The sequence below is a fragment of the Cognatiluteimonas lumbrici genome, from assembly GCF_006476065.1.
In the GTDB taxonomy this organism is placed as follows: domain Bacteria; phylum Pseudomonadota; class Gammaproteobacteria; order Xanthomonadales; family Xanthomonadaceae; genus Cognatiluteimonas; species Cognatiluteimonas lumbrici.
Genome location: NZ_ML636798.1, coordinates 1,742,135 through 1,758,732 on the forward strand (window position 1 = coordinate 1,742,135; position 16,598 = coordinate 1,758,732).

A 16,598-nucleotide genomic window follows, 5' to 3' on the forward strand; every position below is an offset into this window, starting at 1 on the left:
CCACGCGATGCCCAGCAAGACCCGCCAGCACGACCTGCCTGAACAGCCGAGCCTGCCGTTCCAGGATCCCCCGGACGGCGTGCCGCCTCCGGACGGGGTGCCGCCCCCAGGCGGGGCCGAGCCCCGTGGCGGGCCGCGCCGCCGCGTCCCGGCCGGCGACGGCCGCCCGTGGTGGGCGCGCCTGCTCGGCGGCCTGCTCGCACCCTGGATCGAACTCAAGATCGCGCCGCCGGAGGGCCTGCCCCCCGACCCGCGCCCGACCTGCTACGTGCTCGAGGACTACGGTCTCTCCAACGCCCTGATCCTGGACCGCGCCTGCCGCAAGGCCGGCCTACCGTCTCCGCTGCGGCCGCTGCCCGGCGACCCGCTGGGCCGCAAGCGCGCCTACGTCGCCCTGTCGCGGCGCAATGCCGGCAGCACCCTCGGGCGCGCGGCGACCATCGCCACCGGCCGCAACGCCCCGCTCAAGCGCCACTCCGACTCACTCGCGCGCCTGCTCGAGGCGCACCGCGCCGACCCGGCCATGGACGTGCGCCTGGTGCCGGTCTCGATCTTCGTCGGCCGCGCCCCGGACAAGGCCAGCGGCTGGTTCTCGGTGCTGTTCTCGGAGAACTGGGCGCTGGTCGGCCGCTTCCGCCGCCTGCTCGCGATCCTGCTCAACGGCCGCGACACCCAGGTGCGCTTCGCCGCGCCGATCTCGGTGCGCGAGGTGGTGGACGAGGGCGAGGCCGAGGAGCTGACCCCCGAGCGCACCGTGCGCAAGCTCTCGCGCGTGCTGCGCACGCACTTCCACCGCATCCGCGCGGCGGTGATCGGGCCCGACCTGTCCACCCGCCGCCTGCTGATCGACAAGGTGCTGGCGTCGGACGCGGTGAAGGAGGCGATCGCCGACCAGCAGCGCCGCGACAAGCGCCAGGGCAAGCGCGCCGACGACGCCTGGAAGAAGGCCTACGACTTCGCCTACGAGATCGCCGCCGACTATTCGCACCCGGTGGTGCGCTCGGTCTCGTTCCTGCTCACCAGCGTGTGGAACCGCATCTACCGCGGCGTGCTCGTGCACCACCTGGACGAGCTCAAGGCGGTCGCGCCCGGGCACGAGATCGTGTACGTGCCCTGCCACCGCAGCCACATGGACTACCTGCTGCTGAGCTACCTGCTGTACACGCGCGGCATCGTGCCGCCGCACATCGTGGCCGGCATCAACCTCAACCTGCCGGTGATCGGCACCCTGCTGCGCAAGGGCGGCGCGTTCTTCATCCGCCGCTCGATCCGCGGCAGCGCGCTGTATTCGGCGGTGCTCGGCGAGTACGTGGCGCAGCTCGTGGCCGGCGGCTACTCGCTGGAGTACTTCATCGAGGGCGGGCGCTCGCGCACCGGCCGGCTGCTGCAGCCCAAGGGCGGCATGCTGTCGATGACCGTGCGCGCGTTCCTGCGCCAGCCCACGCGCCCGGTGCTGTTCCAGCCGGTGTACATCGGCTACGAGAAGCTGATGGAGGGCACCAGCTACCTCGACGAGCTCAGCGGCAAGCAGAAGGAAAGCGAATCCATCCTCGGCCTGCTGATGGGCATCCCCAAGGTGCTGCGCAGCAACTACGGCCAGGTGGTGGTGAACTTCGGCGAGCCGATCGCGTTGTCGGACATGCTCGCCCGGCACGCGCCGCAGTGGGACGGCAGCCGGCTCGAGGAGGACGAGCGCCCCGACTGGCTGTCGGCCACGGTGGACGCGACCGCGCAGCAGATCCAGGTCAACATCAACCGCGCCGCCGACGTGAACCCGGTGAACCTGCTGGCGCTGGCGCTGCTGTCCACGCCCAAGCACGCGATGGGCGAGTCCGACCTGCTGGCGCAGATCGCGCTGTCGAAGTCGCTGCTGGCGGAGGTGCCCTACGGCGAGCGCATCACCGTCACCCCGCACACGCCCGAGCAGATCGTGGCCCACGGTGAGGAGATCGGCCTGCTCACCCGCACCGCGCACCCGCTGGGCGACGTGATCGGGGTGGACGGCGAGCAGGCGGTGCTGCTGAGCTACTTCCGCAACAACGTGCTGCACCTGTTCACCGCCGCCGGCTGGATCGCGTGCTGCTTCCAGCACAACCGGCGCATGCCGCGGCGCATGGTGCGCCGGCTGGGCCAGGCGATGTACCCGTTCCTCAAGGCCGAGCTGTTCCTGCCGTGGACCGACGAGCAGTTCGGCGAGCGCCTGGACCGCACCATCGACGTGTTCGTGCGCGAAGGCCTACTCGAGCAGGTCAGCGACGAGGACGGCGGGATCCTGGCGCGCAACACCGGGCAGAGCGACGAGGTCTTCCGCCTGCGCGCGATCGGCCACGCGCTGCAGCAGGCGTTCGAGCGCTACTACATCGCGATCTCGGTACTGGCCAAGAACGGCCCGGGCACGCTCGGCGCCGGCGAGCTGGAGAGCCTGTGCCACCTCGCCGCGCAGCGCCTGAGCCTGCTGTACGCGCCGGCGGCGCCGGAGTTCTTCGACAAGGCGCTGTTCCGCGGCTTCATCCAGAAGCTCAAGGAGCTCGGCCTGGTGTGGCCGGACGAGAAGTCCAAGCTGGTGTTCGACGAGCGCCTCACCGCCTGGGCGCGCGACGCCAAGATCATCCTCGGCCGCGAGCTGCGGCACACGATCGAGAAGATCAGCCCCGAGGCCGCGGGCAAGGAAGCCGCGCCGGTAGCGGAAGCGGCGGACCCCGCAGACGCCTGATCAGGCCGGCTGGTCGGGGATCAGCGCGCTCTCGAGCCGGGCGATCAGGTCCTTGAGCTGGAGCTTGCGGCGCTTCATGCGCTTGATCTGGAGCTCGTCGTTGGCGAGGTCGGCCTGCATGCGCTCGATCTCGGCGTCGAGCAGCCGGTGCTCCTGGCGCAGCAGGGCCAGGCGCTCGGCGATGCGAGCGAGTTCCCCCGGGTCCGTTGGCTGGCTCACGGCGCCAGCTTAGCCGGAAACAAACGGTAAAATACGGCATGCCCTCGATCCTCCCCATTGCCGACCCGGCATCCCTGGCCGCGCCCCGTCCGCGGGCCGAGCGCGAACGCCGCGAGCAGGTCAAGCTGGCCAAGCGCCTGCGCCACCAGGTGGGCCGCGCGATCGCCGACTTCGGCATGATCGAGGAGGGCGACAAGGTCATGGTCTGCCTGTCCGGCGGCAAGGACAGCTACACCCTGCTCGACATCCTGCTGCAGTTGCGGAAGAAGGCGCCGGTGTCGTTCTCGCTGACCGCGGTCAACCTCGACCAGAAGCAGCCCGGCTTCCCGGAGCACGTGCTCCCGGACTACCTGCGTTCGCTCGGCGTGGACTACCACATCCTCGAGCAGGACACGTACTCGGTGGTGTCGCGGGTGGTGCCCGAGGGCAAGACCATGTGTTCGCTGTGCTCGCGGCTGCGGCGCGGCGCGCTCTACACCTACGCCGGGGAACAGGGCTTCACCAAGATCGCGCTGGGCCACCACCGCGACGACCTGGTGGCGACCTTCTTCCTCAACCTGTTCTTCCATGCCAAGCTGAGCGGCATGCCGCCGAAGCTGCTCAGCGACGACGGCAGGCACGTGGTGATCCGGCCGCTGGCCTATGTGCGCGAGGACGACATCGTCGCCTACGCCGAGGCCCGGCAGTTCCCGATCATCCCGTGCAACCTGTGCGGCTCGCAGGAAAACCTGCAGCGCAAGCAGGTGAAGCGCATGCTCGATGCCTGGGAGAAGGAGTCCCCGGGGCGCATCGAGACCATCGCGCGCGCGCTCGGCGACATCCGGCCGTCGCAGCTTTCGGATCCGAAGCTGTTCGACTTCCTGGGGCTGGGCAAGCGCGGCGATTCCCCCCCACCCGATGTACACGACTGGCTGGCCTGATGTTCTTTCGCAATTTGACGCTGTTCCGTTTCCCCACTTCCCTCGACCTCTCCGATTTCGACAGCCACCTCGCCGAATGCGCGCTCAAGCCGGTCGGCCCGCTGGAGCTCGCCTCGCGCGGCTTCGTGTCGCCCATTCCGCCCAAGGGCGAGGGCGACGACGCGGACGCTGCGCTCTCGCACCGCATCGGCGATGCCATCTGGCTCAGCGTCGGCAGCGAGGAACGGCTGCTGCCCTCGGCGGTGGTCAACGACCTGCTGCAGAAGAAGCTCGCCGAGCTCGAGCGCAAGGAAGGCCGGCGCCCGGGCGGGCGCACGCGCAAGCGGCTCAAGGAGGACCTGGTGCACGAGCTTTTGCCGCGCGCCTTCGTGCGTCCGGGGCGGGTGGACGCGATCCTGGACCTCGAGCACGGCATCTGCGCGGTGGACACCTCGTCGCGCAAGCAGGCCGAGAACGTGGTCGCCGAGATCCGCAACGCGCTCGGCAGCTTCCCGGCGCTGCCGCTGAACGCCGAGGTCGCGCCGCGCGCGGTGCTGACCGGGTGGATCGCCGGCGAGCCGCTGCCCGACGGGCTGTCGCTGGGCGACGAGTGCGAACTGCGCGATGCCGCCGACAACGGCGCGGTGGTGAAGTGCCAGCGCCAGGAACTCACCGGCGACGAGATCGGCAAGCACCTGGAGTCCGGCAAGCAGGTCGCGCGCCTGGCGCTCACGCTCGACGACCACGTCGCGTTCGTGCTCGGCGAGGACCTGGTGCTGCGCAAGTTCAAGCTGCTCGACGGGGCGGTGGACGCGCTCGAGTCGAGCGAGCGCGACGACCTGCGCGCCGAGCTCGACGCGCGCTTCGCGCTGATGGCCGCCGAGCTCAAGCGCCTGTTCAGCGTGATCGAGCCGGCGCTCAAGCTGTCGAAGGTGGATTGACCGGGGCCTCGCTGGTGTTTGCGCCGGTGGTTGTGATCACATCGCGGCGCTAGCGCCGCTCCTACAATAGTGGACATGTCGAACCCGTTCCGCCTGCTCGCACCGAAGCCGCGCGCGATCCAGCGCGACGCGATCGAGCTGGCGCTCGACGATGGCAGCGTGGTGCACGTCGCGCGCATCCGCGATCCGCGCGCGCGCCGGATCAAGCTGAGCGTGGACGAACGCGGCGCGCGCCTGACGCTGCCGCCGCGCGCTTCGCTGGTCGCCGGCAAGCGTTTCGTCGAGGAGCACCGCGCCTGGCTGCTGTCGCAGTTGCGCGAGTTCGACTGCGGCGGGCTCACGCCGCTGCAGCGCGGGATCACCCCGACGCTGCCGCTGCGCGGCGCGATCGAACCGCTGCACTGGGACGCCGGCCGCTACTCGCGGCTGCGCCGCACCGAGACCGGCGCACTGCTGTTCACCGCGCCGGCCTCGGCCGGCGACGCTGCGCTGCGGCGCGCGCTGAAGGATTTCTACGAAGGCGAGGCGCGCGCCGACGTCGGGCGCTGGCTGCCGCGCTACCTGGCGTCGCTGCCGCGCACGCCGCGGCAGGTGCGCTTCAAAGTGATGTCCTCGCAATGGGGATCGCTGGCCCCCGATGGCAGCGTCACCCTCGACCTGTCGCTGGTGCTGGCGCGGCCCTCGGCCTTCGAGTACGTGCTGGTGCACGAGCTGTGCCACCTGCTCCGCGCCGACCATTCGCCGGCGTACTGGCGCGAGGTCTCGGCACGCTTTCCCGGCTGGGAAGCCGAGCGCGACTGGTTCCATGAGCACGGTCGCCGGGTAAAGGCGAGCCTGCGCACCCTGCTCGGCTGAACGGGTGGCCTGAAGGGCCCCCACGCTCCGTATTCCCCCACCATCCCCTGATGGTTTGGAGAAACGCAAAATGCGTACCGTGCCGTACGTAGTGATCGTCCTCCTGGTCGCCGGGCTCGCGGCCTGCGGCAAGTCGCCGGAGGAGCGCATGGCCAGTGCCGTCGCCAGCGCCGCCGCCGGAACCGAAGTGTCGGTGGAGAAGTCCGGCGAGCGGGTCGTGCTCGGCAGCGGCGACGAGGCGATGACGATCAGCAGCGGCAACAGCGCCACGCTGCCCGCCAACTTCCCGCGCGACGTGTTCCTGCCCGGCGACTACACGATCGAGAGCGCGCTCGACAGCGCCGGCTTCAGCATGGTCTCGCTGCGCACCGGCGGCGACGTCTCCAGCCTGGCCGACGCGGCCGCCGCGTTCATGAAGGCCGGCGGGTGGCAGCAGAGCATGCAGGCGGGCGACGACCATAGCCGCATCCTGACCTTCCAGAACGAGCGCAACGTGGCCGCGCTGTCGTTCGACCGCGCCGAGGACGGCGTGGTCTACAGCGTGCAGCTCTCGGCGGCGCCGAACTGACGCAGCGCGAGTGAGGCGATCGCGTCGGCGTGCGCCGGCGCGTCGTTGAGGCAGGGAATCGCGCGCAGGCTGCCGCTGCGTCCGGCGGATCGTTCGGCGAAACGCTCGGCCAGCATCATGCCGATCTCCTCGAGCGTCTCCAGGCAGTCCGCGGAGAACCCGGGGCAGGCCACGTCCACCGTGCGTACGCCGCGCGCGGCCAGCGCGTCGAGCACGTCCTGGGTCGCCGGCTGCAGCCAGCGGCCGCCGCCGAAGCGCGACTGGTAGGCCAGCGTCCAGTCCCCGTCCGCCAGCCCGAGCGCGGCGGCGATCGCACGCGCGCTGGCCTCGCACTGGCGCTGGTACGGGTCGCCCGCATCCACCACCCGCTGCGGGATGCCGTGGAAGGACAGCACCAGGTGCTCGCCGGGCCCGTGCGCGTCGCGGTGCTCGCGGATCGAGCCCGCGACAGCGGCCACCCAGGCCGGATCGTCGTGGTAGTCGTCCACCAGTTGCACGCCGGCGCCGTCGGCATCCACCACGTCGGCGACGCTCGCGGTGGTGGTGGTCGAGTACTGCGGGTACAGCGGCAGCACCACCACGCGCCCGCCGCGCGCCCGCGCCCGCTCCAGCGCGGCCGGCAGCGACGGCGCGCCGTAGCGCATCGCCACGTCCACGTGCACCTGCGGCAGGCGCTGCTGCACGGCATCGGCCAGGGCCCGGGTGTGCACCGCCAGCGGCGAGCCGCCGGGCAGCCAGATCGCGGCGTACTTCCGCGCCACCGCCGGCGAGCGCCGCGGCAGCACCAGCCAGCGCAGCACCGGCCGCCACAGCCAGCGCGGCAGCGACACCACCCGGCGGTCGGACAGGAACTCGTCCAGGAAGCGCGCGACCGCGGGCGCGCTGGGCGCGTCGGGCGTGCCCAGGTTGACCAGCAGCAGGGTGTCGCGCGGGGGCGTGCTCATCGGCATAGGATGGCACGCGTGCAGCCGGTTCCTGCACTATTCATCGCGCGGCGCCTAGGCTGGGCGCCGTCCGCACTCACCCGGAGCATGCCCGATGTCGACCCTGCGCAAGTCCCTGGCCCTGGTTGCCGCCGCCGCCCTGCTGGCCGTGTCCGGTGTTGCCGTCGCCGGCAGCGACGAGGACGCGCGCGCCAGCAACGCCGTCCGCGTGCTGAAGGAGATCCAGGCGATCCCCGAGTCCGCGATCCCCGACAAGCTGCTCGACGAGGCGCACGCGATCGTGGTCGTGCCCGACAGCATCAAGGCCGGCCTGGTGATCGGCGGCCGCCGCGGCCACGGCCTGATGTCGGTGAAGCGTCCCGACGGCACCTGGTCGAACCCGAGCTTCGTGACCCTCACCGGCGGCAGCATCGGCTTCCAGGCCGGCGTGCAGTCCTCCGACATCGTGCTGGTGTTCCGCAGCCCGCGCGGCGTGGACTCCATCGTCAACGGCAAGTTCACCCTCGGCGCCGATGCCGGCGTCGCCGCCGGCCCGGTCGGCCGTACCGCCTCGGCCGCTACCGACGGCGAGATGAAGGCCGAGATCTGGTCCTGGTCGCGCGCCCGCGGCCTGTTCGCCGGCGTGGCCCTGGACGGCGCGGTGCTGTCCATCAACCATGACGCCAACCAGCACGTGTACGGCGAGGGCACCACGCCGCGGATGATCTTCGAGAACCGTTTCGCGCAGCGCCCGTCCAGCGCGGTGGTGTCGTTCCGCGATGCGCTGGAGGAGGCCACCGCCGCCGCTGCCGCCGCCCGTGGCACCGAGGGCGCGCCGCCGGTCCGGCCCGCGGCCACGCCGGAACCGGCGCTGCCCGCGACCACGGTGACCCCGGACAGCGGCACCGCGCCGCAGCCGACCCCGTTCCAGCCGGTCGAGGAGAACCCGGCGACGATCGAGCCGCTGCCCTGACGGCAAGCGGGACGCCCTGCGGTATCCTGTCGGCCTTGTCGAAACGGGCGGAACGCACATGGGTGGTCTGAGTCTCTGGCACTGGCTGGTCGTGCTGGTGATCGTGGTGCTGGTGTTCGGCACCAAGCGCCTGAAGAACGTCGGCCACGACCTCGGCGAGGCGGTGCGCGGGTTCAAGAAGGGCCTGCACGAGGACGACAAGCCGGCCGACGATACGCGGGCCGATGGCACGCAGGGCGACGACGACGGCACCCCGCCGTCGCGCTGAACGCCCCGGCATGGGCGTCGGCTGAGGCCGCCGGATGTTCGACGTCGGATTCTCCGAACTGCTGGTGATCGCCGTGGTCGCGCTGCTGGTGCTCGGCCCCGAGCGCCTGCCGCGCGCCGCGCGCTTCGCCGGGCTGTGGGTGCGGCGCGCGCGCGCGCAGTGGCACTCGGTGCGCAACGAGCTCGAGCAGGAACTGGCCGCCGAGGACCTGCGCAAGAGCCTGGACGAGGCCAATGCCGCCATCCGCGACGCCGACGGCGCGCTGCGCGACGTCGCCTCCGAAGCGAAGGAGCCCCCGCGCGATGAACGCCGCTGACCAGCCCGGCGCCAGCCTGGTCGCGCACCTGGTCGAGCTGCGCTCGCGCTTGCTGCGCGGCGTGCTCGGGCTGGTGCTGGTGTTCGTCGCGCTGCTGCCGTTCGCCAACCGGCTGTACGCCTGGCTCGCGCAACCGCTGCTCGACAAGCTGCCCGCCGGCGGCCAGCTGATCGCGGTGGAAGTGGCATCGCCGTTCTTCGCGCCGGTGAAGCTCGCGTTCTTCGTGGCGCTGGTGCTGGCGATGCCGTGGCTGCTGTACCAGACGTGGGCGTTCGTCGCCCCCGGCCTGTACAAGAGCGAGCGGCGGCTGGCGCTGCCGCTGCTGGCCTCGGCGCTGGCGTTGTTCTACGCCGGCTGCGCGTTCGCCTACTTCCTGGTGTTGCCGGCGGTGTTCTCGTTCCTGCACGCGGTGACGCCCGAAGGCGTGGCGATGATGACCGACATCAACGCCTACCTCGACTTCGTGCTGGTGGTGTTCCTCGCGTTCGGGCTCAGCTTCGAACTGCCGGTGGCGTTGGTGATCCTGGCGCTGCTCGGCTGGGTGACGCCGGCGCAACTGCGCGAATGGCGCGGCTATGCGATCGTCGGCATCTTCGTGGTCGCGGCGCTGATCACCCCTCCGGACGTGATCTCGCAGCTCATGCTCGCGGTGCCGATGGTGGCCCTGTACGAGGCCGGCATCCTCGCGTCGGTGCTGCTCACGCGCGGGCGGCGATGACGGCGGCGCGCGCACCCGCCGGTTTCCGCCACCGCTACGCGGCGTGGTCGCTGGACTTCGCGGTGCTCGCGGGCGCCGCGGTGGCGTTGTGCTGGAAGCAGCTGCAGCCGGCCGCGGCGGAACTGGTGGCCGCGTTCTCCGCGTTGTGGTCGAGCATGGGCACCGCGCTCGCCGAAGGCATGCTCGCGGGCACCCGGATCCCGGCGATCGCCGAGGACCTGCTGCACGACCCGCGGCTGCGCGACTCGGCGGCGCAACTGCAATCGGCCGCCTGGGAACTGCTGTGGCCGCCGTTGCTGGCCTACCTGCTGCTGGCCGCTGCCTGGCACGTGCTCGGCACGGCCTCGCCGCTGCAGGGCTCGCCGGGCAAGCGCGCCTTCGGCCTGCGCGTGGCCGACCGCGGCGAGGCGCGGCCGTCGCCGGCGCGCGCCGTCGCCCGGCACATGGCGGCGGCGCTGTCCTGGCTCACGCTCAACATCGGGCACCTGATGGCGCTGCCGGCGCCGCACCGCGCGCTGCACGACCGCATCGCCGGCACCCGCGTGCTGCGCGACGCGGAAGCGCGGCGCCTGCCCTGGGCCGCGGCCGCGTGGATCGCGCTGCAGGCCTGCGCCGGCCTGCTGCTGCTCGGGTGGCTGGCGGGCCGCTACGTGGCCGCGGTGGACGCGGCCTTCGGCTGAGCCAGCGATCCCGGTACGGCGTTACGCGACGAAGTGGTCGTCGCGCACCGGCGCCGCCTGCTCCGGCCCGCAGACGTCGCGCCAGATGAAGTACATGATGCCGAACATCACCACGTACATGATCACCATGAAGGCGAGGTAGGCCGGCGCCGCCAGCACCAGGCCGATGCTCGGATGCACGAGGCTGCCGACCAGCATCAGCAGCGCCACCACCAGCACCACCACGATCGTCGCCAGCACCATCGCCACCAGCCCGACCACGGTCAGCACCAGCAGCGGCAGCACGTTCCGGAGCGTGCCGGTGACCGCGTCGCCGAGCGCGCCCAGCGCATTGCGCCCGCCCAGCGCCACCTGGCCGAAGCCGATCGCGTAGAGGCCGCCGGAAATCATCATCACCAGCAACAGCAGGCCGGCGACGCGGCCCATGCCCTCGGGCATCGGCGGCATCTCGGTCGGTGGGGTGCCCGGGGTCGCGGACTGGGCGATGGACAGCACCTCCCAGTACCAGGCCGCCACCTCGCGGCCGGCCACGCCCATGACCAGCACGATCAGCGCGACGTAAACCAGCATCAGCAGCAGCCCGGTGCCGATGATGCGGCCGCGGCCGCTGCCGGCGCGGAAAGTGTCGAAGATCGCGGTGGCGCGCGTGGGCCGGCGGTTCTCGGCGGCGTCGATCACGCGCAGGTAGCCGGCGATCAGCAGCGGGAACACCAGGATCATCGCCAGCGTGGTGACCACCGAGACCGCCAGCACCACCTGCACGTTGTCCGGGCCCACCGCCAGCAGCACCAGTTGCTGCACCAGGCTCGGCAGCAGCGCCACCAGCATCAGCAGCGCGGCGCCGCCGAACAGCGCCTTCGGGTCGTGGCGGCCGAGGTCCACCGCGCGCGCCAGCCAGCGCCAGCCGGCGCCGGGCCCCATGGATCGTGTCTGCATCTGCCTGCTCCCCAATGGATCGCCCGCGGGCGGATGCGCCAATCCTAGACGATGGAGGCGCGTCGTCGCGCTTCGCGCACGAAGCCGCGCAGGATGCCGCGCGCGTGCGGTGCCGCGGACACCCCGCGGATCAACGCCTGCGGGTCCTGGCCCTCGCCGGCCAGCGCGTCGCTGCGCGCGCGCAGGTAGCCGCGCATGTGCGCGGTGCTGAACTCGGGGTGGAACTGCACGCCCCAGGTCGCATCGCCCCAGCGGAAGGCGTGGTTGCCGTCGCGCTCGGACGTGGCCAGCGCGGTCGCGCCCTCGGGCAGTTCGAGCACCGCCTGCAGGTGGGTGACCTGCGCCGGGAAGCCGTCCGGCACGCCCGCGAACAGCGGATCCTCGCCCGCGGCCGGCAGCAGCGAGATCGGCACCGTGCCCATCTGCCGTCCGGCCGGGTTCGGCCCGACCTTGCCGCCCAGCGCGTGCGCCAGCAGCTGGTGCCCGTAGCAGATGCCGAACAGCGGCATCCCAGCTTCCGCCGCCTCGCGCAGCCATCCCGCGCTGCGCTCGCTCCACGGGTGGCCGTCTGTGACCATCGCCGCCGAGCCGGTGACGATGGCGCCGGCGAAGCCCTCGCGGTCGGGCAGCTCGTCGCCGCGCTCGACGTTCACGGCCACGGCCTCGTCCGGCCCCAGCCCGGCGGCGACGCGGATCCAGTGCGGGAAGCCGCCGTAGCGGCGCAGGGGACGGGCCGGCTGGCCGGTCTCGACGATCAGGAAGGGTGCAAGGCCGAGCATGTTCACGCCCGTATACTAGCCAGCTTTCGCGACGCGACGGACGCATGACCGGGCCCACCTGCCAGCGCATCACCTTCCAGGAGCTGATCCAGCGCCTCAACGCCTACTGGGCGGAGCGCGGCTGCGTGCTGATCCAGCCGCTGGACCTGGAGGTCGGCGCGGGCACCTTCCACCCGGCCACCTTCCTGCGCGCGATCGGGCCGGAGCCGTGGGCCGCCGCCTACGTGCAGCCCTGCCGGCGGCCGACCGACGGCCGCTACGGCGAGAACCCCAACCGCCTGCAGCGCTACTACCAGTACCAGGTGGTGATGAAGCCGAACCCGGACGACATCCAGGAGCTGTACCTGGGGTCGCTGCGCGCGCTCGGCATCGACCCGCTGGTGCACGACCTGCGCTTCGTCGAGGACAACTGGGAGTCGCCGACGCTGGGCGCCTGGGGCCTGGGCTGGGAGGTCTGGCTCAACGGCATGGAAGTCACCCAGTTCACCTATTTCCAGCAGGCCGGGGGGATCGAGTGCAAGCCGGTGCTCGGCGAGATCACCTACGGCCTCGAGCGCCTGTGCATGTACCTGCAGAACGTCGACAACGTGTTCGACCTGGTGTGGACGCACGGGCCGGACGGCGCGCCGGTGACCTACGGCGACGTCTACCACCAGAACGAGGTCGAGCAGAGCGCCTACAACTTCGAGCACGCCAACGTCGAGGTGCTGCTGCGCCGCTTCGACGAGTGCGAGGCCGAGGCGCTGGCGCTGGTCGAGCTCGACCTGCCGCTGCCCGCCTACGAACAGGCGATGAAGGCCTCGCACTGCTTCAACCTGCTCGACGCGCGGCGCGCGATCTCGGTGACCGAGCGCCAGCGCTACATCCTGCGCGTGCGCAAGCTGTCGCAGGCGGTCGCCGAGGCCTATTACGCGCAACGCGAGAAGCTGGGTTTCCCCGGGTTGAAAGGCACGGGGTCGAAAGGCGCGGGGTCGAAGCGATGAAGCCGCTGTTGCTCGAGATCGGGACCGAGGAACTGCCGGTCGGCGCGCTGCCGGGGCTGGCGCAGGCGCTGTTCGACGGCGTGGTCGACGGGCTGGTGAAGCGCGGCGTCGCGATCGAACGCGACGACGCCAAACCGCTGTACAGCCCGCGCCGCCTCGCGGTGCTGCTGCCGGGCGTGGCCGCCGAGCAGCCCGAGCAGCGCTCGGAAGTGCTCGGCCCCTACGTCAACATCGCGCTCGACGCCGAGGGCCAGCCGACGCGCGCGCTGCAGGGCTTCGCCGCCAAGGCCGGCGTGGACTGGACCCGGCTCGAGCGCACCACCGACAACAAGGGCGAGCGCTTCGTGCACCGCGCGGTGACCCCGGGCGCGGCCACCGCGGCGCTGCTGCCGGAGGTGCTGGCCGAGGCGATCGCCGGCATGCCGATCCCCAAGCCGATGCGCTGGGGCACGCGCGACAGCGGCTTCGCCCGCCCGGTGCACTGGCTGGTGCTGCTGCACGGCGAGGACGTGGTCGAGGCCGCGCTGTTCGGCGTGCGCAGCGACCGCATGAGCCGCGGCCACCGCTTCATGCACGAGGGCCCGGTGTGGATCGCCGCGCCCGGCGACTACGTGGACGCGCTGCGCGCCGCGCACGTGCTGGTGGATCCGGACGAACGCCGCGAGCGCATCGTGCGCGAGGTGCGCGAGGCCGCGCGCGCGGTCGGCGGCGTCGCGCGCGTGGACGACGGCAACCTCGAGCAGGTCAACTGCCTGGTCGAGTGGCCGGACGCCGTCACCTGCAGCTTCGACGAGGAGTTCCTGGCGGTGCCCGCGGAAGCGCTGGTCGCCACCATGGAAACCAACCAGAAGTTCTTCCCGGTGCTGGACGAGGGCGGGCGCCTGACCCCGCACTTCATCGGCGTCGCCAACATCGAGTCCAAGGACCCCGCCGAGATCCGCAAGGGCTACGAGCGCGTGATCCGCCCGCGCTTCGCCGATGCGCGCTTCTTCTTCGAGGAGGACCTGAAGCAGGGCCTGGCCTCGATGAACGAGGGGCTGAGGACGGTGACCTACCAGGCCAAGCTGGGCTCGGTGGCCGACAAGGTCGCGCGGGTGGCGGCGCTGGCCGAATCCATCGCGCCGAAGGTCGGCGTCGAGCCGGCGCTGGCGCGGCGCGCCGCGGAACTGTCGAAGGCCGACCTGCAGTCGCGCCTGGTCAACGAGTTCCCGGAGCTGCAGGGCATCGCCGGCCGCCACTACGCCGCCGCCGCGGGCGAGCCGGCGGAGATCGCCGCCGCGATCGACGAGGCCTGGATGCCGCGCTTCGCCGCGGACGCCATCGCGCCGTCGCCGCTCGGCCGCACGCTGACGATCGCCGAGCGCCTGGACACGCTGGCGGGCGGCTTCCGCGCAGGGCTCAAGCCGACCGGCAACAAGGATCCGTTCGCGCTGCGCCGCAACGCGCTGGCGCTGGCGCGCACGCTGGTGGAGGCCGGCATCGACCTCGACCTCGACGCCGCGCTCGAAGCGGCCGGTGCCGACGTCGCCGAGGTACGCGAGTTCATCCTCGACCGCCTGCGCCACTACTACGCCGAGCAAGGCGTGCCGCCGCAGCAGTTCGAGGCCGTCGCCGCCACGCATCCGCAGTCGCCGGCCGACTTCGACCGGCGGTTGAAGGCGATCGCCGAGTTCGCGCTGCTGCCGGAAGCCGAGGCGCTCGCCGCGGCGAACAAGCGCATCCGCAACATCCTGCGCAAGGCCGAAGGCGCGATCCCGCAACGAGTGGACGCCGCGCTGTTCGCCGAGGACGCCGAGCGCGAGCTCGCCGAAGCCGTGGACGCCGCCATCGCCGACACCGACACCGCGCTCGCGCAGCGCGACTACGTCGCCGTGCTCGGCCGCCTCGCGCGCCTGCGCCCGCAGGTGGACGCGTTCTTCGACCAGGTGATGGTCAACGCCGACGACCCCGCCATCCGCGGCAACCGCCTGGCCCTGCTGCAACGCCTCGCCGACCGCCTAGGCAGCGTCGCCGCCATCGAGCACCTGTCGTCCTGACGTGAGGGGGCGTGAATGCGCCCCTCCGGTATGCTCGCTCAATGCGCCCAGCCCCCCGCCTGATCGCAGCCGCCGCACTGTGCCTGTCCGCCTTCGCGGCGCATGCGGCCGTGGTCCGGGAGGTGGAGATCCGCGGCCTCGACGAGGCCATGACCCGGAACGTCGAGCTGTCGCTGTCGCTGGTGCAGGCCAAGGGCCGTGACGTCTCGCCGCGGCGTATGGCCTACCTGGTGCGCGAGGCCGAGGACGAGACCCGCGAGGCGCTGCAGCCGTTCGGCTACTACTCGCCGACCATCGAGGTCGAGCGCGACCGCGACACCGGCAAGGTGGTCATCACCGTCGAGCTCGGCCCCGCGGTGCGCGTGCGCGCCAGCAACGTCACCCTCGCCGGCGAGGCCGAGGCCGACCGCGACATGACCGACGCGGTCGCCGGCTTCAAGCCCGCCCCCGGCGAAGTGTTCGACAGCATCCTCTACGACACCAGCAAGGCGCTGGTGAGCCGGCGCCTGGCCGAGCGCGGCTACTTCGACGCCGAGCTCGAGCGGCACCGGGTCGAGGTCACGCGCTCCGAACAGGCCGCCGACATCGACCTGCTGTGGACCAGCGGCGCGCGCCACGCCATGGGCGAGGTCGACTTCACCCAGTCGCCTGAGATCATCCGCCCGCAGCTGCTGGAGAAGCTGGTGTCGTGGGAGCCGGGCGAGCCCTACCACCAGCAGCACATCGACCGCCTGCGCACCTCGCTCGCCAGCCTCGACTATTTCAGCCGGATCGACATCGTCCCGCAGCCGGACGAGGCGGGCACGGACCACCAGGTGCCGGTCAGCGTCTCGCTGGAGCCGGCCAAGCGCAGCATCTACACCGCCGGCCTGAGCTACGGCACCGACAGCGGCGCCGGCGTGCGCCTCGGCATGGAGCGCCGCTACCTCAACTCGCGCGGGCACAAGGCGCTGGCGCAAGTGGACTACGCGCAGAAGCGGAAAACCCTGACCCTGCAGTACCGCATTCCCGCCTTTGCCTGGCTCGACGGCTGGTACACCGCCAGCCTGCAGTTCGCCGACGAGCAGACCGATTACATGGACAACCGGCGGCTGGAGTTCGTCGCCAGCCGCAGCGGCAACGTCAACGACTTCCTGACCGTCACCGCGTCCGCGCACGTGCTGCGCGAGCGCTGGGCGTTCACCGGCGACATCGACAACCCCGGCTACCGCTACGGCAACTTCAGCTTCGGCCAGCTGCGCGCGCAGTACATCGACGCCGACGACCGCATCTTCCCGCGCGACGGCCTGAGCGGCTCGCTCGACCTGCGCGCGGCGCCGACCGGCGGCCCCACCGACGCCGGTTTCGTGCAGGCGCAGCTGCGGGCCAACTGGTACCGCGGGCTCGGCCTGTTCGACCGCCTGATCGCGCGCGGCGAACTCGGCCGCACCTGGACCGACGAGATCACCGAGCTGCCGCCGAGCCTGCGCTTCTACGCCGGCGGCAACCGCAGCATCCGCGGCTACGACTACCGCGAGGTCGGGCCGCGCATCGGCGATTTCGGCATCGGCGCCAAGAACGTCGTCACCGCCAGTCTCGAGTACGAGCACTACCTCAACGACACCTGGGGCGGGGCGCTGTTCGTGGACAGCGGCAGCGCCTTCAACGGCACGCCGGACTGGCACACCGGCGTCGGCGTCGGCCTGCGCTGGCGCTCGCCGGTCGGACCGGTGCGGGTGGACATCGCGCGCGGCCTCGACGACCCGCGTTCGCCGTTCACCCTCAACATCAACATCGGCGCGGACCTGTAGC

16 protein-coding genes and 1 pseudogene are annotated in these 16,598 nt (G+C 71.8%); 13 read left to right on the forward strand and 4 right to left on the reverse strand.

Going from position 1 to position 16,598, the window contains the following annotated elements; all coding sequences use genetic code 11:
* The first annotated feature begins 7 nt into the window (after window positions 1–7).
* Entirely contained in the window at window positions 8–2,713 is a 2,706-nt protein-coding gene (gene plsB / locus E4F25_RS08385) for a glycerol-3-phosphate 1-O-acyltransferase PlsB (protein WP_140909699.1), read from the forward strand.
* Here the strand turns inward: plsB and E4F25_RS08390 are convergent, their stop codons facing one another.
* On the reverse strand, window positions 2,714–2,932 hold the full coding sequence (locus E4F25_RS08390) for a YdcH family protein (protein ID WP_140909700.1): 219 nt from the start codon (window positions 2,930–2,932) through the stop codon (window positions 2,714–2,716).
* 38 nt (window positions 2,933–2,970) lie between these two features.
* Between E4F25_RS08390 and ttcA the strand changes: the two genes are divergently transcribed.
* The 4 genes from ttcA to E4F25_RS08410 all read left to right on the forward strand — a co-directional run bounded on the left by ttcA (window position 2,971) and on the right by E4F25_RS08410 (window position 6,195).
* On the forward strand, window positions 2,971–3,852 hold the full coding sequence (ttcA, locus tag E4F25_RS08395; protein ID WP_140909701.1) for a tRNA 2-thiocytidine(32) synthetase TtcA: 882 nt from the start codon (window positions 2,971–2,973) through the stop codon (window positions 3,850–3,852).
* Window positions 3,852–4,772 carry a recombination-associated protein RdgC gene (locus E4F25_RS08400; RefSeq protein ID WP_140909702.1) on the forward strand — a complete coding sequence of 307 codons (921 nt, stop codon included), beginning with the start codon at window positions 3,852–3,854 and terminating at the stop codon, window positions 4,770–4,772. The genes ttcA and E4F25_RS08400 overlap by 1 nt, the downstream gene beginning before the upstream one ends.
* A 75-nt stretch (window positions 4,773–4,847) precedes the next feature.
* Complete coding sequence (locus E4F25_RS08405) at window positions 4,848–5,627, forward strand: M48 family metallopeptidase (RefSeq protein WP_140909703.1); 780 nt, start codon at window positions 4,848–4,850, stop codon at window positions 5,625–5,627.
* 70 nt (window positions 5,628–5,697) lie between these two features.
* On the forward strand, window positions 5,698–6,195 hold the full coding sequence (locus E4F25_RS08410; protein ID WP_140909704.1) for a hypothetical protein: 498 nt from the start codon (window positions 5,698–5,700) through the stop codon (window positions 6,193–6,195).
* On the opposite strand, the gene hemH is transcribed toward E4F25_RS08410, so the two are convergent.
* The gene (gene hemH / locus E4F25_RS08415) at window positions 6,162–7,139 is read right to left on the reverse strand and encodes a ferrochelatase (protein ID WP_140909705.1); all 978 of its coding nucleotides are present in this window, start codon (window positions 7,137–7,139) and stop codon (window positions 6,162–6,164) included. The two genes, E4F25_RS08410 and hemH, sit on opposite strands and share 34 nt — an antisense overlap.
* Before the next feature lie 94 nt (window positions 7,140–7,233).
* Between hemH and E4F25_RS08420 the strand changes: the two genes are divergently transcribed.
* The 5 genes and pseudogenes from E4F25_RS08420 (at window position 7,234) to E4F25_RS08440 (ending at window position 10,073) form a co-directional block, all read left to right on the forward strand.
* Window positions 7,234–8,091 carry a lipid-binding SYLF domain-containing protein gene (locus E4F25_RS08420; protein WP_140909706.1) on the forward strand — a complete coding sequence of 286 codons (858 nt, stop codon included), beginning with the start codon at window positions 7,234–7,236 and terminating at the stop codon, window positions 8,089–8,091.
* Window positions 8,092–8,149: 58 nt separating this feature from the next.
* Window positions 8,150–8,359 carry a Sec-independent protein translocase subunit TatA gene (gene tatA, locus E4F25_RS08425; RefSeq protein ID WP_140909707.1) on the forward strand — a complete coding sequence of 70 codons (210 nt, stop codon included), beginning with the start codon at window positions 8,150–8,152 and terminating at the stop codon, window positions 8,357–8,359.
* A gap of 34 nt (window positions 8,360–8,393) precedes the next feature.
* Window positions 8,394–8,660, forward strand: a pseudogene (gene tatB, locus E4F25_RS08430) (Sec-independent protein translocase protein TatB); the annotation flags it as partial.
* A 1-nt stretch (window position 8,661) separates the two neighbouring features.
* Window positions 8,662–9,393, forward strand: coding sequence for a twin-arginine translocase subunit TatC (tatC, locus tag E4F25_RS08435; protein WP_140909709.1), 732 nt, complete (start codon window positions 8,662–8,664; stop codon window positions 9,391–9,393).
* Entirely contained in the window at window positions 9,390–10,073 is a 684-nt protein-coding gene (locus E4F25_RS08440) for an RDD family protein (RefSeq protein WP_140909710.1), read from the forward strand. Before tatC ends, E4F25_RS08440 begins: the two co-directional genes overlap by 4 nt.
* Before the next feature lie 21 nt (window positions 10,074–10,094).
* Here the strand turns inward: E4F25_RS08440 and E4F25_RS08445 are convergent, their stop codons facing one another.
* Together E4F25_RS08445 and E4F25_RS08450 are read right to left on the reverse strand one after the other, a co-directional pair.
* Entirely contained in the window at window positions 10,095–11,009 is a 915-nt protein-coding gene (locus E4F25_RS08445) for a hypothetical protein (protein WP_140909711.1), read from the reverse strand.
* A gap of 44 nt (window positions 11,010–11,053) precedes the next feature.
* Window positions 11,054–11,788: a glutamine amidotransferase gene (locus tag E4F25_RS08450; RefSeq protein ID WP_140910391.1), complete on the reverse strand. Its 735-nt coding sequence runs from the start codon at window positions 11,786–11,788 to the stop codon at window positions 11,054–11,056.
* A gap of 44 nt (window positions 11,789–11,832) precedes the next feature.
* On the opposite strand from E4F25_RS08450, the gene glyQ reads away from it, so the two are divergent.
* From glyQ to E4F25_RS08465, 3 genes are read left to right on the forward strand one after another with little or no spacing between them, the layout of a single operon-like run.
* Window positions 11,833–12,771 (forward strand): glycine--tRNA ligase subunit alpha, encoded by a 939-nt coding sequence (gene glyQ / locus E4F25_RS08455; protein ID WP_140909712.1) that lies wholly within the window; start codon window positions 11,833–11,835, stop codon window positions 12,769–12,771.
* Window positions 12,768–14,807, forward strand: a complete 2,040-nt coding sequence (gene glyS / locus E4F25_RS08460) for a glycine--tRNA ligase subunit beta (protein WP_140909713.1) — start codon at window positions 12,768–12,770, stop codon at window positions 14,805–14,807. Before glyQ ends, glyS begins: the two co-directional genes overlap by 4 nt.
* A gap of 41 nt (window positions 14,808–14,848) precedes the next feature.
* The gene (locus tag E4F25_RS08465; protein WP_140909714.1) at window positions 14,849–16,597 is read left to right on the forward strand and encodes an autotransporter assembly complex protein TamA; all 1,749 of its coding nucleotides are present in this window, start codon (window positions 14,849–14,851) and stop codon (window positions 16,595–16,597) included.
* Window position 16,598 lies beyond the last annotated feature (1 nt).

Coding starts and splice junctions, on each gene's coding strand:
- E4F25_RS08440 (WP_140909710.1), top strand. CDS start 9,390: ATGACGGCGGCGCGCGCACCCGCCGGTTTCCGCCACCGCTACGCGGCG.
- glyS (WP_140909713.1), top strand. CDS start 12,768: ATGAAGCCGCTGTTGCTCGAGATCGGGACCGAGGAACTGCCGGTCGGC.
- E4F25_RS08410 (WP_140909704.1), top strand. CDS start 5,698: ATGCGTACCGTGCCGTACGTAGTGATCGTCCTCCTGGTCGCCGGGCTC.
- plsB (WP_140909699.1), top strand. CDS start 8: ATGCCCAGCAAGACCCGCCAGCACGACCTGCCTGAACAGCCGAGCCTG.
- glyQ (WP_140909712.1), top strand. CDS start 11,833: ATGACCGGGCCCACCTGCCAGCGCATCACCTTCCAGGAGCTGATCCAG.
- E4F25_RS08420 (WP_140909706.1), top strand. CDS start 7,234: ATGTCGACCCTGCGCAAGTCCCTGGCCCTGGTTGCCGCCGCCGCCCTG.
- E4F25_RS08465 (WP_140909714.1), top strand. CDS start 14,849: ATGCGCCCAGCCCCCCGCCTGATCGCAGCCGCCGCACTGTGCCTGTCC.
- E4F25_RS08445 (WP_140909711.1), bottom strand. CDS start 11,009: ATGCAGACACGATCCATGGGGCCCGGCGCCGGCTGGCGCTGGCTGGCG.
- E4F25_RS08450 (WP_140910391.1), bottom strand. CDS start 11,788: ATGCTCGGCCTTGCACCCTTCCTGATCGTCGAGACCGGCCAGCCGGCC.
- E4F25_RS08400 (WP_140909702.1), top strand. CDS start 3,852: ATGTTCTTTCGCAATTTGACGCTGTTCCGTTTCCCCACTTCCCTCGAC.
- E4F25_RS08405 (WP_140909703.1), top strand. CDS start 4,848: ATGTCGAACCCGTTCCGCCTGCTCGCACCGAAGCCGCGCGCGATCCAG.
- hemH (WP_140909705.1), bottom strand. CDS start 7,139: ATGAGCACGCCCCCGCGCGACACCCTGCTGCTGGTCAACCTGGGCACG.
- tatC (WP_140909709.1), top strand. CDS start 8,662: ATGAACGCCGCTGACCAGCCCGGCGCCAGCCTGGTCGCGCACCTGGTC.
- ttcA (WP_140909701.1), top strand. CDS start 2,971: ATGCCCTCGATCCTCCCCATTGCCGACCCGGCATCCCTGGCCGCGCCC.
- tatA (WP_140909707.1), top strand. CDS start 8,150: ATGGGTGGTCTGAGTCTCTGGCACTGGCTGGTCGTGCTGGTGATCGTG.